Below are 14,269 nucleotides of genomic sequence, written 5' to 3'. Positions count from 1 at the left end.
GCTCCATATGTGCCCACCAAGACTGGCCAAATCATCAAAAACGTGAGGCCACGTTCCAGGTCTTGCCATACGGCCTCAATCATCAATACCGTCGTACATCCACCCGCATCGGTCCATCACGCAATGCGATCTAGGGGAGGGCTCAAGATCGCGGTGGTTCCGGCGCGGGGCGCGGTAGGGGGGTGCCGTGCTCGGCGACTGCAATGGTGCCGAGTCACGTCCCGCGCGATGCCAGCTCACTCGGCATGCACGGAGATCTATTTCGTCATGCGCAAGTGAGAACCCCCCTTTCGAACCGGATACATAGCCGGACCGCCCGGGGGTGGGCGGTCCACCGGACGAGAGGGATCAGACTCATGAGTTCTTTTGTGCGCCCGGCCGAGCCGGGCCAAGATCCGTTAGACAAGCCGATTGCGTCCGGTAACTACCGGCCGATATCAACGCACTTGGCGATCACACCGCCGGTGAGCGTCGTGATTCCCGCGATGAACGAAGCGGAGAATCTTCCCTACGTCTTCAAGACGCTGCCCGACTGGGTCCACGAGGTCGTGCTCGTGGACGGCAATTCCACCGACGACACGGTGTCCGTCGCACGGGAGCTGTGGCCGGATGTCAAGGTCGTCCGGCAGCTCGGCAAGGGCAAGGGCGACGCCCTGATCACCGGATTCGAGGCGTGCACCGGCGACATCATCGTGATGGTCGACGCGGACGGCTCGGCCGACGGTCACGAGATCGTCAGCTATGTCTCCGCCCTCGTCTCGGGCGCGGACTTCGCCAAGGGATCACGGTTCGCCAACGGCGGTGCCACGGACGACATGACGCCGATCCGCAAGCTCGGCAACCACGTCCTGTGCTCCGTCGTGAACGCCAAGTTCGGCGCCCGCTACACCGACCTGTGCTACGGCTACAACGCCTTCTGGAAGCACTGCCTCGACAAGATCGACCTCGACTGCACCGGCTTCGAGGTGGAGACCCTGATGAACATCCGGGTGGTCAAGGCCGGGCTCAAGGTGCAGGAGATCCCCAGCCACGAGTATCTGCGCATCCACGGCGCCAGCAATCTCAGCGCCGTCCGCGACGGCCTGCGGGTCCTGAAGGTGATCCTCACGGAGCGCTCCAACCGCCGTGGGCAGCAGCGCCGCCGCACCCGTGGTGTTCCCTTCCGCACGCGTCAGGGAGAGGTGTCTTGAGCGGTCCCGACCACCACGGGGGAAGCACGGTCGCGGGCCTCGTCGGCTTCTCGGTCGTCATCTGCGCCTACACCGAGGACCGCTGGGAGGACATCCTTGCGGCGGTCGCCTCGGTGCGGGCGCAGTCCCTGACGGCCCTCGAAACACTGCTCGTGGTGGACCACAACGCCTCGCTCCTCGACCGGCTCGCCAAGGAGTACAAGGAGACCGAAGGGGTGCGGGTGCTCGCCAACGCGGGCCCCCGCGGCCTCTCCGCGGGCCGCAACACCGGCATCGCCGCGGCCGGCGGCGAGTTCATCGCGTTCCTTGACGACGACGCCGTCGCCGAGCGGGACTGGCTGCGCCACTTCGCCGAGGGGTACGCGGACCCGAAGGTCTTCGCGGTGGGCGGGCGCACCATGCCCGTCTGGGAGTCCCGGCGCAGGCCCGCCTGGTTCCCCGAGGAGTTCGACTGGGTCGTCGGCTGTACGTACAAGGGGCTGCCCGAGGGGCGCGTGCGGGTGCGCAACGTCCTTGGCGGCAACGCCTCCTTCCGCCGCAGTGCCTTCGACACGGCGGGCGGCTTCGCGACCGGCATCGGCCGTGACGGCGACAAGCGGCCGCTGGGCGGCGAGGAGACGGAGCTGTGCATCCGCCTCGCGCGGGCCAGACCCGACGCGGTGCTCCTCATCGACGACCGTGCGGTGATCCACCACCGCGTCCCCGCAGCACGGGAGCGCTTCCACTACTTCCGTACGCGGACGTACGCGGAAGGCCTCTCCAAGGCGCTGGTGGCCCGAAGTGTGGGCGCCGAGAAGGGACTTGAGTCGGAGCGCAGGTACACCACGCGGGTGCTGCCCGCCGGTGTGGGCCGCGGTCTGCGCGACGCGCTGCTCGCCCGCCCCGGTGGCGCGGGCCGGGCGGGCGCCATCGTCGCGGGAGTGGTCACGGCGGCCGGGGGGTACGTAGTCGGGAGCGTTCGCGCGCGCAGGGCGGGCGCCACCTTCTCGGTCGTGGAGATCGAGCGGGACGCAGCTCAGGGGGGACCGAGATGAGCGCCGCCGTTCCGATCCTCATGTACCACTCGATCGCCCATGAACCGACCGAGGCGACACGGGAGTTGTCCGTGTCGCCAGGGGCGTTCGCCGACCAGCTCGAGCTGCTCGGCGAGCGGGGGTTCACGCCGCTCAGCACGGCCGGGCTCGCCGCGATCTGGCGCACTCCCGGCCGGACGCTGCCGGCCAGGCCCGTCCTGATCACCTTCGACGACGGCTACGAGGGCGTGCACCGGCACGCGCTGCCCGTGCTCGCCAAGCACGGCTTCGCCTCGACGCTCTTCGTCTCCACGGGCTGGCTGCGCGGGTCGTACGACACCGGGGGCGGCCTCGACCTGATGCTCGACTGGGACCAGGTGCGCGAACTGGCCGCGGCGGGCACGGAGATCGGCGGGCACAGCCACACGCACCCGGAGCTCGACCAGCTGGACGACGAAGACCTCTGGTTCGAGCTGCTTCGCTGCAAGGACATCATCGCCGACGAACTCGGCACCCGGCCGCTCTCCTTCGCCTACCCGTACGGCTACTCGAGCCGCCGGGTGCGCCGCACGGTGCGCGGCGCCGGGTTCGCCCAGTCGCTCGCGGTCAACAACGGCCTCGCGCGGCGCACTCAGGGGCCGTACGCCCTGAAGCGGGTGACCGTGCGCCGTTCCACCGGCATCGAGGAGTTCGAGCGGCTCGTCGAGGGCCGTGCGATCACCCGCAACTTCGCAAAGGACTGCGCCCTGACCAAGGGGTACGCCGTGGTCCGCAGAGCCCGACAGGCCCGCCGGAAGGCAATCCGTACCCGTGTCTGACACGACGACCGCCCAGGCAGACGTCTCTGGGACTCCCGGTACCGAACAGCAGCCGCAGTCCGGCAAGCCGGGCAGGCCGCGCAGAATGCGCCTGCCCGGCAGGGGCGGCTCCGGCGGCGGGAGTCCCTTGTTCCGCAACGCTTACGCGCTGATGCTGAACACCGGCATATCCGGCGTGCTCGGCGTCGGCTTCTGGCTGGCCGCCGCCCGGTACTACTCCGAGTCGGCGGTCGGCCAGGGTTCGGCGGCGATCGCCGCCATGAAGCTCCTCGCGGGGCTCACCGCGCTCACCCTGACGGGGGCTCTCGCCCGCTTCATCCCCATCTCGGGACGCGCCACGGGAAAGCTCATCTTCCGTACGTACGCGGGCAGTTCGGTGGTCGTCGCGTTCGCCGCGCTGATCTTCCTGTTCACGCTCGACCTGTGGGGGCCCTCGTACAGATTCCTGCACGGCCCGCTGACCGGCATCGGCTTCATCGCCGCGGTCGTCGCCTGGTCGCTGCTGACCCTGCAGGACGGGGTGCTCACGGGGCTGCGCAGCGCGCTGTGGGTGCCGGTCGGCAACACGATCTTCTCGGTCGTCAAGCTGGGGCTGCTCATCGCGTTCGCCGCGGCGATCCCGACGGCGGGCGTGTTCGTGTCGTGGGTCGCCGCCATCGCCCTGTCGGTCGTCCCGCTCGGCTGGCTGGTGTTCCGGCGGCTCGTGCCACGGCATGTGAAGGCGACCCAGGACAAGGCACAGCCGCCGAGCCTGCGCGAGATGGGCCGCTTCCTGGCCGGCGACTACACGGGCTCGCTCTTCTCGCTCGCCGTGGTCTATCTCGTACCGGTGATCGTCGCCTCGCAGGTCAGCTCGGTCGACAACGCGTACTTCTACATCACCACCACGATCGGCGGCACGGTCAACCTGCTCGCCATCAACATGGGTGCGTCGCTGACCGTCGAGGGCGCGCACGACCCGGCGCGGCTCGCCGCGAACACCCGGGCCGCGCTGCGCCGCATGACGCGGATCATGCTGCCGGTGTGCGGTCTGCTCTTCATCGGCGCGCCGCTCATCCTGAGCGTCTTCGGCCAGGCGTACGCGGACGCGGCGACGCCGCTGCTTCGCTGGTTCGCGGTGGGCGCGGCGCTGCGGGTCGTCATGGAGACGTACTTCGCGGTGCAGCGCGCGCAGAGCCGTACGTCGGGGATCGCCTGGATGCAGGGCCTGCTGTGCGTCCTCGTACTGGGTCTGACGCTGCTTCTGCTGCCGCGGATGGGGCTCACGGGCGCGGGCGTCGCGGAGATCTCCAGCCTCGCGGTGATCGTGGCGATCGCGGCGCCGAAGCTGTATCGCGTGGTGCGGGCGGCTCCCTCGTCCACACCGGCCGAGGCCGCGGCACCGGACGGCGACCTGGCCGACCTGGGGACGCCGGAGGCGCCGCCATCGCCGGCGGTCGAGGACGCGGGCAAGGATCGGCGCGGGCCCGCCTGGGCGCTGCGCGAGACGCTCGACTCGGACACGCTGCATCTCTCCGTACAGCTCGACTTCGAGCATCCGGAGCGCAGGCCCGACGTGCGGCCGGGGCCTGGAACACCCGCGTCCGGGACACCGGCGACGAAGGGCCGGACGGCCGGCGCCGGCAAGGGCGACAAGGGCGACAAGGGGGATGCCATGGATCACCGGCCGACCTGGGCGCTGAGATCCCCCCTGAAGTCGCCGGAACCGCCCACGGCCGCCCCGGAACCACCGACGGCATACCCGGAGCCGCCGACGGGCTCCCCCGAATCCACCACGGCTCCCCCGGTCCCCTCCTCGGCCTCCCACCGCACGTCGGAGGCCGAGGAGCGGGGCACCGGCGTACACGTCCCGGACCTGCCCGAAGCGCCGCCGAGGCCGCTCGACCCGCCCGAACCCGTCGACGCCCCCGAGCCGTTCCCGCGCCTGCGCATCGCCGTGATGGCGCTGCTCCTGACCCTCGCACTCGGCCTCTACTGGCTGCCTCTCACAGGCATCGGCGAGGCGGACCTGGACGACATGGGCGGGCTCGGGCTCATCTCGATCCTGCCCGCGCCGACACTGCTCGGGGCCGCGCTGCTCATCGTCGTCTTCGCCTCGCTGCTCTGGATGGACCGCCCGCACCGGGTGCTGCTCCTGGTGACCCTGATCGCCACGGTGGTGTGCCTGCACGCGCTGCCCGCCGCCCTGGAGGACGAGCCGAGGTTCGCGACGGCCTGGCAGCACCTGGGCTTCATGGAGTACATCGACAGAACCGGGTCCGCGGTGCCGGACCTGGACGCGCGCTGGAGCTGGCCGGGCTTCTTCGCCGCGGCCACGTTCGTCGCGAAGGCCTGCGGCGTCTCGGACATGACCGAGGTGATCCGCTGGTGGCCGCTGGCCATGCAACTGCTCTATCTGGCACCGATGTTCCTGCTCACCCGCTCCATGCGGGCCGCCTGGCGGGCCCGCTGGGCGGGGCTGTGGATCTTCGCGCTGAGCGGCTGGGTCGGTCAGGACTACTTCTCCCCGCAGGGCTTCACCTATCTGCTGTATCTGGTGTTCGTGGCGGTGCTCCTCGTCTGGTTCCGCGCGCCGCACGTGCTGTGGGGCAAGCGGCGGCCCGGCGAGCTCGAGGTCGAGCCCGCCGACCGGCGCCAGCGCGCGGTGCTGCTCCTGGTCCTGGTCGCGCTGTTCGCGGCGACGGTGCCGGCGCACCAGCTCACGCCGTTCGTGATGCTCGGCGTGCTCGCCGCGCTCGTCCTGGTGGGCCGCTCGGAGCTGCGCGGCCTGCCGATCCTCTTCGCCGTCATGGTCCTCGTCTGGATCGGCTTCCTCGCCGAGCCGTACTGGTCGGGGCACTTCGACGAGCTGTTCGGCGGGATCGGCGGCGTCGGCGGCAATGTGTCGTCATCGGTGTCCGGGCGCATCGAGGGCGGCAGTTCGACCCACCAACTCGTCCTCTACGCGCGGGTCGCGCTGGCGGGCAGCGTCATGGCGTTCGCCTGCTGGGGCTGGTGGCGGAGGCGCGACCACAAGTACACGGAACGCTCGCTGCTCGTGCTGACGTTCGTGCCGTTCCTGGGCTTCGGCATGCAGTCGTACGGCGGCGAAATGGCCCTGCGCGTCTTCATGTTCGCGCTGCCGGGTGCCGCGCTCCTGGCCGGTCTCGCTCTGTTCCCGCGCGCGGGCATCACCGCGAAGGAGCGGGACCGCGACCGGGTGAGCCTTGCGCCGCTCGCCGCGCTGATGGCGGGACTCGTCCTGATGGGCGGCTTCCTGGTGGCGCGCTGGGGCAACGAGCCGTTCGAGCGGACCCGGGTGGGTGAAGTCGCCGCGATGGACTACGTGTACGAGCACGACGAGCCGACCGTCCGGCTGCTGTGGATGAGCGACGACACGGTCAACAACGTGACGCCCGCCATGCCGTGGGGCACCCGCGACATGGAGAAGGTCCAGTACGTGCCCACCCTGGCGCCCGCCGACCCGGTCCTGGTCTCCAGCCTCGTCAAGGCGCTCAAGGACGCGGGCCCCAACTCGTATCTGATGATCAACAAGAGCCAGACGGTCTATCTCCAGATGGACGTCGGCTACTCGGAGACCTGGGACACCCGGCTGATCAAGAACCTGGACAACCGCCAGGAGCTGAAGAAGGTCCTCACCAACGACGACGCGACCCTCTACACGCTGCGCAAGCAGCCGGAGGGGAAGGTCGAGAAGGCCGCGCCGGGTCCGATCGGGCCGCAGGTGACATGGACGCCCTGGTCGGTGATCGGCGCACTCGCGGCCGTGGCGCTGGTCCTGCTGCTCGCCACGCGTGAGGTCGTGCGGGTGGCGATGGCGCCGAGTGTGCGCCAACTGCAGTGGCTGCAGGGCAGCTTCTGGTTCTCGCTGCCGCTGCTCGCGGTGCTGCTCGCCGCGCTGATCCAGCGGTTCCTGACGATGGCGTGAGACGGGTCCGAGGCCGGGGTCGGGGTCGGGGTCGGCTGAAGTGGGCTACCGCTTCAGCCACTTCACCTCGTACCCCTTCATCTCGAAGCGCTCGCCGTCGACCTTCGCGCTGATCGTCCGGTCCAGGGTGTTCACGACGAGCAGCGTCTTGTCGTCGGCGAGCACGGTGACGTTCGGTACGTCGTCGGCGGCGACGGAGACCTTCTCGTACTCCGTCCCGGGCGGGAACGCGTCGTTGAACCGGGCGAGCATCTTCAGCATCGGCAGTTCCGTGCCGCCGTCGCCGAGCCGGGTGGAGCGCCACAGGCAGCCGGCGCAACTGGCGCCCTTGTTCTGCGGGTTCCAGTAGAAGCCGCTGCTCGCGCCGCCGCGTGCCATCGCCATCAGACCGGTGGCCTGGACGGCGACGCGGTGCGCCTCGGACCAGTCGTCGCGGTCGTCGTTGCTGTCGCCGGGCTCCACGTAGTACTCGGCCCACCACAGCGGCAGGTCACCGGTGCGCTCGCGCACCCACTTGCTGACCGCGGTCAGCTTCTGTGTGGCCTTGAACTCGTCGGGGAGCATCTCGTCGTCGGTGGTGTAGCTGGAGCCGTCGACGACGACGAAGTCCGCGCCCGTCTTGTTCTTGTTCCAGTAGTCGAAGGCGTCGAGGACCCGCTGGTCCATGCGGCCCCAGGCGCCCTTGACCTTCGTCGACGCGTCCTCGGTCTGGCGCGGGTCGACGCTGTCCATGACCAGGTAGGGGCCGCCGACCATGATGTCCTTGTTGACCTTCTTGAGCTCCTTGTAGACCAGGTTGTAGAGCTCGGTGTAGCCCTCGTAGTCCCAGCGGGCCTGCTCGTTGTTCCAGAAGCCCTTGAACTCGTTCCAGACGATGAAGTGGCGTACGTCCGGATAGCGCTTGGCTACGGTCGCGGCGAGCTTGGCGAAGTCCTTGTAGTGGGCGCGGTCCGGTGCGGTCTCCAGGGCGGCCTGGCTCCAATTGGTCTTGTCCGCGCCGGACTCGCCGCCCTTCATCCAGTCCGGGGAGCAGCACAGGGTGACGACCGGCGTGCCGTCGGTGGCGCGGATGAAGTCCATCCGCCGGTCCATCTCGCTGAAGTCGTAACGTCCCTTGACCGGCTCGGGGTTGCCCGCGCCCCAGCCCATGATGTGCTGGATCTGCGGCAGCGGGCTCGGCTTTCCCGCGAGCAGCTCCTCGGCGCGCTCCACAGAGGCCGTCTCGCCCTCGTCCGCGCTGTACTGCGTGTGCGTGAAGCCCCAGCCCACGGCTGGCTTCGCATCGCCGGGCGGGACGGCGGGGGTGCCGTGCACCTTGTCCCCGTCGCGCGTGGTGCCCTTGGTGCCCGAGCCGTCATCGGGAAGCGTGGTGATGACGGTCAGGATCAGGGCCAGTGCGGCCACACCAACGCCGAGCAGTGCGGTGAGCCGCCACCGCAGTGCCCCCGAATTCCACCCATGACGTTCCATCAGGGGCAAGAGTAACGGCGCGAGTTGGCGGTAGGACAGGTTCCGTACCACAGCTCTGTAACGGGCATACCACGTGACGTCATATGAACGGAGTACGTAAACCGGGATGCACAAGGGCGTATGCGTGCCGGATCATGGCGGCATGTCTGCGAACCCTCAGGACGCCCTGCCGATCCGGCTCAACGTCGACGACAGCGACTCCCCGTCGGATGTCGTGGACGCCCTCTTCCTCGGCCGCTTCGCCACCGGCGAGCAGCCGTTCTCCCACAGCGCCAACATCGACCGCGTCAAGTCGGGTTCCACGCTGCTTCCGCCGGGCGCGGCCGTCCTGCGGGCCGCCCGCGACGACGACCGCAGCGCGACACTCGCCGAGGGCGACGGCTGGACACTGCTCGTCTCGCGCTGGAACCGCGGCGCGGATGTCACCGTGACGGCGACGAGCGCCGATCTCGCGGAGAAGGTCCTGAAGCAGGCGACGGACGGCGCGCAGGACGAGCCGGAACCGCAGCCGGACAACGTGACCATGGGGTTCTGGTACGTGTCGCCGAGGCGCGGCCCGCACCGCACCACGCGGCAGATCTCCGCCGGTACGTGGGAGGAGGTGCGCGAGAACTACACGGCGCCGGTCGCCGAGGCCATGGACTCCCTGATGAAGACGGGCCCGGAGGACATCTCGGGCCGGCTCCTGCTGCTGCACGGCCCGCCCGGCACGGGCAAGACCTCGGCGCTGCGGACGCTCGCGCGGTCCTGGCGCGACTGGTGCCAGGTGGACTGCGTCCTTGACCCGGAGCGTCTTTTCAGCGATGTGGGCTACTTGATGGACATCGCGATCGGCGAGGACGACGGCACGGCGAAGGGCCGCTGGCGGCTGCTGCTCCTGGAGGACTGCGACGAGCTGATCCGGGGCGAGGCGAAGCACACGGCGGGGCAGGCGTTGTCGCGGTTGCTGAACTTGACGGACGGACTGCTGGGGCAGGGGCGCAATGTCCTTGTGGGGGTGACGACCAACGAGGACCTGGAGCGGTTGCATCCGGCGGTCGTGCGGCCGGGGCGGTGCCTGGCCCGCATCGAGGTGGGTTCGCTGACCCTCCCCGAAGCGGTGTCCTGGCTCGGCACCGCCGAGGGCGTCTCCCGCGAGGGCGCGACCCTGGCCGAGCTCTACGCCTTGCGTCGCGGGACGTCGCCTACGTCGGTCCCGGATCCCCGGGAGGGGGCGGACTCGGGGCTGTATCTGTAGCCCGGCGGCCGCCCAACTACTTTTCCCGCCCACCCACCCGATTGCCCGGCAGTCGGCCGCCCTCGTTGTGGGCAGGCGTTCCGCACGGCGAGTGGGGTCTCCCCTGCTCGAGCGAAGCCGAGAGCTTGGGGAAGGGTGGGCACAACGCCCAGCTGCCGGGCACCGATTCAGCTAGGCGTCGCTCACCCCGAGTCCCCGTAAGCCGCGCGCAACGCATCCCGTGCAGCAGCCAGCGCCGCCCCCTCGGAGAGGCCCAGCCGCTGAACCCGTTCAGCAAAGGCCTGGGCGGCGGCCGAAGCCTCCCTCTCCGCCGCATCCCCCGCGGCGGCCACGAACGTCCCATGCCGCCCCCGAGTCTCAATCACCCCGTCCGCCTCAAGCGCCCGATACGCCTTGGCGACGGTATTCGCGGCGAGCCCCAGCTCCTGGGCGAGCCCCCGCACGGTGGGCAGCTTGTACCCCACCGGCAGCACCCCGCCCCGCGCCTGCTCGGCGATCTGGGCCCGCACCTGCTCATAGGGCGGCGCGTCACTCGCAGCGGCGTCAGCGCCCCCGCCGATCTCGATCTTCAAAGTCACGGAGTGATTGTCCCGCACCCGCGGAAAATAGGAGGCACCCCGACGCGCCCCGCGCGTAACGTGCGTCTCCATGACTCTCCTGGTACGCGCCCTGCGCCCCGGCAACACACCGGACGCCGAAGCCTTCGCCGCCGTCCGGCGTGCCTGTGTCCCGGCGATGCTCTCCACGGCCGGTTCGGTCGCGTTCGACCTGGCGCACGCCCATCCCGACGCCCTGTACCGGCAGTTGGCCGCCGAGATCGACGGAGAGATCATCGGCACGGCCCAGGTGGGCATCGCCTACGACAGCCCCGAGCCCGGCCAGGGCTTCGCCAACGTCTACGTACTGCCCGAACGGCGCGGCCTCGGCGCCGGTTCGCTGATCCTGCGTACGGCGGAGGAGCATCTGGCGAACGGCGGTGCCACGACGTTCTTCTCCTGGGTGCTCGACGAGCCCGCGAACCGCGCCTTCGCCGCCAAGCGCGGCTACCGCGCGAGCCGCTCGGCCCACTTCCTCCGTCTCGACCTGACCGCGGGCCTGCCGCCCCGCCAGGAGCCGCCCGCCGGCGTGGAGTTGCGTACGGGAGCGGAGTTCGGGGACGACCCGCGCGCGCTCTTCGAGCTCGACGCGGAGACGGTGGCGGACGAACCGAGCGATGTGGCGGCGGAGTTCACGGACTACGAGCACTGGCTTGCCGAGACGTGGAACCACCCCCTGGTCAATCGCGAGCTGACGTCCGTGGCCGTGGTGGACGGCCGCCCGGCGGCCTTCAGCCTGGCCCGTACGGACGACGCGTCCCGTTACGCGAGCGGCATGACCGGCACCGGGCGCGCCTTCCGCGGCCGGGGCCTGGCGAAGCTGGCCAAGAACGACTCCCTGCGCCGGGCGCGTGCCGCCGGCTTCACGGAGGCGTTCACCGGCAACGACGCCGGCAACGAACCGATGCTGGCCATCAACAAGTGGTTCGGCTATGAGATCTGTGCGACGGAGGTACGGCATGTCCGCGAGCTCGGTTGAGAGCCCGACGACCGTGGAGGTGACCCTGGTGAAGGCGGGCCGCGTCAAGATCCGCTACCCGGCGGAGGTCGTGGCGGACGACGGCAACCAGGTGACGGTGCGCGCGCCGTGGGCGGCGGACGGGGTACGGGACTTCGGCTTCGTACGCTTCGAGCCGGGTGATGTCTTCACGGAGCACTTCTGGCGTGACCGCTGGTACGCCGTGAAGGAGGTCCGTACGTCGGATGGGGTCCTGAAGGGCTGGTACTGCGACGTGACACGGCCCGCGGTGCGGGACGGCGCCGCGCTGGTGGTCGAGGACCTGGATCTCGACCTGTGGTGTTCGGCGGACGGCGCGACGATCGTCCGGCTGGACGAGGACGAGTTCGCGGAGAGCGGCCTGGCCGAGCAGGACCCGGAGGCGGCGGCCGCGGCGGTCTGGGCGTTGGACGTCCTGGAGGACCTGGCGCGTGCCGGGTCGCTGCCCCGCTATGAGGATTCCGCGGGCGCTTCGCGCTGACGCCGGTAGTGGCGGGCGACCCTGGCCCGGTTGCCGCAGGAAGGCTTGCACCACTCCTGCCGGCCGTGCCGCTTGACGAAGTAGCGCACACACCGGGGCGCGGCGCAGGAGCGTAGGCGCTCGCGCTCCGGGCCCGCCAGGAAGTCGATGGCGGCGCGGGCCAGTGCGGCGGTGAGCCGCACCCGGGGCTCGCGCTCCGCGGCGGGCCGCAGCGAGGCCGCCGGGAATTCGCCGTGCGGCCAGGCCAGTTGCGGGGTGACCGGCTCCGCCGCGGCGGCGGCGTTGAGCCGCGCCAGGGCCTGGTCCGTGGTGATCAGACAGTGCGCGTCCGCGGAGCTCGCGGGAGCGGGGCTCACCGCCTGCGCGAACAGCGCCCGAACCGCCTGCCGCAGGGCGACCACCTCACCCCGGAGTTCGTCGTCGGCGCGGAACTCCGGGATGCCGTCGTCGGGCAGGAGCTCGGCCTGCGCCCGGATCCAACGTGCCACCCCTTCCACAGACTCCAGGTCATCGGCGACACCGCCCTCCCCGTCGTGCCTGATCGTGCTCGCCAGCTCCAACGCCAGGTGTCGCACCACGAGTTCCCCCTTCCCTCTTGATCATGTCAACGCCCACACCCTACAGTCCCTAACGGAATAAGAACTGTTTGCCATTAGGGAATCGGGGAGGGACTCGACGATGACGATCCTGCTGGCCCAGATCAGCGATCTGCACTTGGACGGCAGCGAGCGGGCGACGGAACGCGCCACCCGCGTCATGAACTACCTCAGGGCGCTTCCACAGCCGGTCGACGCGCTCCTCGTCACCGGCGACATCGCCGACCACGGCGACCCCGCCGAGTACGAGGAGGCCGCCCGCATCCTCGCCGCCCCCTTCCCCGTGCTGACCTGCCCCGGGAATCACGACGTCCGGACGGCCTACCGCAAGGCCCTGCTCGGCGAGGCGCCGGCCGAAGGCCCCATCAACCGGGTGCACCGCGTCGGCAGGGCGGCGGTCCTCATGTGCGACTCCACGATCCCCGGCCGGGACGAGGGCCGCCTGGACGCCGAGACCTACGACTGGCTCACCCGGACCCTCGACGCCCTGCCCGCCGACACCCCGGCACTGATCGCCTTCCACCAGCCACCGGTCGAGCTCCACCACCCGCTCCCGGACGCACACCGCCTCGAACAGCCGGAGCAGCTCGCCGCACTCCTCGCCGACTATCCCCAGGTCACGGCAGTCATCACAGGCCACGCCCACACAGCCGCAGCCTCAACCTTCGCCGACCGCCCCCTGATCGTCGGCCCGGCGATCACCTGGACCCTCCGCCTCCCCTGGGAAGGCGAAGCCCCCGCCGACCGCACCCAGCCCCCCGCCCTCGCCTTCCACATCCTGGACGACACCAACCGCCTGACGACCCATTACCGCGTGGTCCTCTGACCCTGGCCAGGCGCGAGCGGAACCGCCCGCCGCGCGCCTGCCGCGTCATGCCCCACCGCGTCAGCGTCCTCCTGCCAGTGCAGCAGGAACCGCTCCCCCGCCCGCCATGCCTCCAGGCCCGCCCTGCAGTACGCCACCATGTCGTCCGGCAGGGCGTCGATCGCGTGCCACGTGAGTTCCTCGCACTTTTCGGGCTCCGCGTTGAAGGGGATGCCGCCCCTGCCGTGGTCCGCCTCGAAGAACCAGCCGATGCGGGGATTGCCGCCGGGGCCCCGGTGTTGGAGGACCACCGCGGCTCGGACGTCTGCCGGGGTGAGGGTGAGGCCGATCTCCTCGCGGGCCTCACGGAGCACGGCCTCGCGGACGTCCTCGCCTGGCTCCACGTGACCCGACGGTACGTTCAACAGGCCGTCTCCGTAACCCGTGTTGGCGCGTCGGGCCAGGAGGACCTCGTCGCCGCGGCGGAGGATGAGGTGGACATCGACCACCTCCTTGTGGCGGGGCGGGGTGGCCGGCAGGACGCCCACCACCGCGTACCGCTCGTCCTCCACCTCCTTGCCCCACAGGCGTGGGTCACCCGACAGGCGCTCCGAGTGCAGTCGGCCCACCAAGGGCGTCAGTGCCTCGATCAGGCGGGTGGCAGGGATACCGGCGGGATCGGTCGTCCCCCATACGCCCTCGATCAGGACGAGACGGCCGCCGGGGCGCAGGAGTGAGCGCCAGTGCCGCAGCACCTCATCGAGGTCCGGCAGCGTCCACAGGACGTGGCGGGCCAGGATCGTGTCGAAGAGCCGGCCCTCGACCGGGGGCACGGCCGCGTCTCCGAGCAGGACCTCCGTCCCGTGCCCGGCCAGCTTCTCGCGTGCCCGCTCCACCATCCTCGGCGACAGGTCCACCGCGGTCACACGGTGTCCGTACTCGGCAGCGATCAGTGACAGGCTGCCCGTGCCGCACCCCAGGTCGAGCACGTCCCCCGCGGTTTCCGGCAGCCAGTCCCGCAGCCGCCCCGCCCAGGCGTCCCGCACCACCGCGTCCCGCAGCCCGTGGTCCGGCTCGTCGTCAAAGGTGGCCGCCTCCGCGTCCCAGTCGATCGTCATGCCCCGATCGTGACACCCGC

12 protein-coding genes are annotated in these 14,269 nt (G+C 70.5%); 8 read left to right on the top strand and 4 right to left on the bottom strand.

Features of this window, described 5'->3' with window-relative positions:
* Positions 1–356 precede the first annotated feature (356 nt).
* The 4 genes from OG453_RS16945 to OG453_RS16930 all read left to right on the top strand — a co-directional run bounded on the left by OG453_RS16945 (position 357) and on the right by OG453_RS16930 (position 6,949).
* A complete protein-coding gene (locus OG453_RS16945; RefSeq protein ID WP_266868714.1) occupies positions 357–1,190 on the top strand; it encodes a glycosyltransferase family 2 protein in 834 nt (277 codons plus the stop codon).
* Positions 1,187–2,224: a glycosyltransferase family 2 protein gene (locus OG453_RS16940; RefSeq protein WP_266868713.1), complete on the top strand. Its 1,038-nt coding sequence runs from the start codon at positions 1,187–1,189 to the stop codon at positions 2,222–2,224. Before OG453_RS16945 ends, OG453_RS16940 begins: the two co-directional genes overlap by 4 nt.
* Positions 2,221–3,021 carry a polysaccharide deacetylase family protein gene (locus tag OG453_RS16935; RefSeq protein WP_266868712.1) on the top strand — a complete coding sequence of 267 codons (801 nt, stop codon included), beginning with the start codon at positions 2,221–2,223 and terminating at the stop codon, positions 3,019–3,021. Before OG453_RS16940 ends, OG453_RS16935 begins: the two co-directional genes overlap by 4 nt.
* An 85-nt stretch (positions 3,022–3,106) precedes the next feature.
* Complete coding sequence (locus tag OG453_RS16930; protein ID WP_266869901.1) at positions 3,107–6,949, top strand: lipopolysaccharide biosynthesis protein; 3,843 nt, start codon at positions 3,107–3,109, stop codon at positions 6,947–6,949.
* Positions 6,950–6,994: 45 nt separating this feature from the next.
* On the opposite strand, the gene OG453_RS16925 is transcribed toward OG453_RS16930, so the two are convergent.
* A complete protein-coding gene (locus OG453_RS16925; protein WP_266868711.1) occupies positions 6,995–8,419 on the bottom strand; it encodes a xylan 1,4-beta-xylosidase in 1,425 nt (474 codons plus the stop codon).
* 142 nt (positions 8,420–8,561) lie between these two features.
* On the opposite strand from OG453_RS16925, the gene OG453_RS16920 reads away from it, so the two are divergent.
* A complete protein-coding gene (locus OG453_RS16920) occupies positions 8,562–9,656 on the top strand; it encodes a DUF5925 domain-containing protein (RefSeq protein WP_266868710.1) in 1,095 nt (364 codons plus the stop codon).
* Between the two features lie 182 nt (positions 9,657–9,838).
* Here the strand turns inward: OG453_RS16920 and OG453_RS16915 are convergent, their stop codons facing one another.
* Positions 9,839–10,234 (bottom strand): GntR family transcriptional regulator, encoded by a 396-nt coding sequence (locus tag OG453_RS16915; protein ID WP_266868709.1) that lies wholly within the window; start codon positions 10,232–10,234, stop codon positions 9,839–9,841.
* 70 nt (positions 10,235–10,304) lie between these two features.
* On the opposite strand from OG453_RS16915, the gene OG453_RS16910 reads away from it, so the two are divergent.
* Positions 10,305–11,231 carry a GNAT family N-acetyltransferase gene (locus OG453_RS16910; RefSeq protein WP_266868708.1) on the top strand — a complete coding sequence of 309 codons (927 nt, stop codon included), beginning with the start codon at positions 10,305–10,307 and terminating at the stop codon, positions 11,229–11,231.
* A complete protein-coding gene (locus tag OG453_RS16905; RefSeq protein WP_266868707.1) occupies positions 11,212–11,730 on the top strand; it encodes a DUF402 domain-containing protein in 519 nt (172 codons plus the stop codon). The genes OG453_RS16910 and OG453_RS16905 overlap by 20 nt, the downstream gene beginning before the upstream one ends.
* Here the strand turns inward: OG453_RS16905 and OG453_RS16900 are convergent.
* The gene (locus OG453_RS16900; protein ID WP_266868706.1) at positions 11,700–12,308 is read right to left on the bottom strand and encodes an ABATE domain-containing protein; all 609 of its coding nucleotides are present in this window, start codon (positions 12,306–12,308) and stop codon (positions 11,700–11,702) included. The two genes, OG453_RS16905 and OG453_RS16900, sit on opposite strands and share 31 nt — an antisense overlap.
* 100 nt (positions 12,309–12,408) lie before the next feature.
* Between OG453_RS16900 and OG453_RS16895 the strand changes: the two genes are divergently transcribed.
* Positions 12,409–13,152, top strand: a complete 744-nt coding sequence (locus tag OG453_RS16895; protein WP_266868705.1) for a metallophosphoesterase — start codon at positions 12,409–12,411, stop codon at positions 13,150–13,152.
* Here the strand turns inward: OG453_RS16895 and OG453_RS16890 are convergent.
* The gene (locus OG453_RS16890) at positions 13,134–14,249 is read right to left on the bottom strand and encodes a methyltransferase domain-containing protein (protein WP_266868704.1); all 1,116 of its coding nucleotides are present in this window, start codon (positions 14,247–14,249) and stop codon (positions 13,134–13,136) included. The two genes, OG453_RS16895 and OG453_RS16890, sit on opposite strands and share 19 nt — an antisense overlap.
* Between the last annotated feature and the right edge of the window lie 20 nt (positions 14,250–14,269).

The sequence above is a fragment of the Streptomyces sp. NBC_01381 genome (assembly GCF_026340305.1).
GTDB lineage: Bacteria > Actinomycetota > Actinomycetes > Streptomycetales > Streptomycetaceae > Streptomyces.
Note: the sequence above shows the minus strand (reverse complement) of the source record. Positions and strands in the feature narration are given on the sequence as shown.

What these genes read in the sequence shown, in the direction of transcription:
- OG453_RS16935 (WP_266868712.1), top strand. Translation starts at nt 2,221, where the DNA reads ATGAGCGCCGCCGTTCCGATCCTCATGTACCACTCGATCGCCCATGAA.
- OG453_RS16890 (WP_266868704.1), bottom strand. Translation starts at nt 14,249, where the DNA reads ATGACGATCGACTGGGACGCGGAGGCGGCCACCTTTGACGACGAGCCG.
- OG453_RS16920 (WP_266868710.1), top strand. Translation starts at nt 8,562, where the DNA reads ATGTCTGCGAACCCTCAGGACGCCCTGCCGATCCGGCTCAACGTCGAC.
- OG453_RS16925 (WP_266868711.1), bottom strand. Translation starts at nt 8,419, where the DNA reads ATGGAACGTCATGGGTGGAATTCGGGGGCACTGCGGTGGCGGCTCACC.
- OG453_RS16945 (WP_266868714.1), top strand. Translation starts at nt 357, where the DNA reads ATGAGTTCTTTTGTGCGCCCGGCCGAGCCGGGCCAAGATCCGTTAGAC.
- OG453_RS16895 (WP_266868705.1), top strand. Translation starts at nt 12,409, where the DNA reads ATGACGATCCTGCTGGCCCAGATCAGCGATCTGCACTTGGACGGCAGC.
- OG453_RS16910 (WP_266868708.1), top strand. Translation starts at nt 10,305, where the DNA reads ATGACTCTCCTGGTACGCGCCCTGCGCCCCGGCAACACACCGGACGCC.
- OG453_RS16930 (WP_266869901.1), top strand. Translation starts at nt 3,107, where the DNA reads ATGCGCCTGCCCGGCAGGGGCGGCTCCGGCGGCGGGAGTCCCTTGTTC.
- OG453_RS16905 (WP_266868707.1), top strand. Translation starts at nt 11,212, where the DNA reads ATGTCCGCGAGCTCGGTTGAGAGCCCGACGACCGTGGAGGTGACCCTG.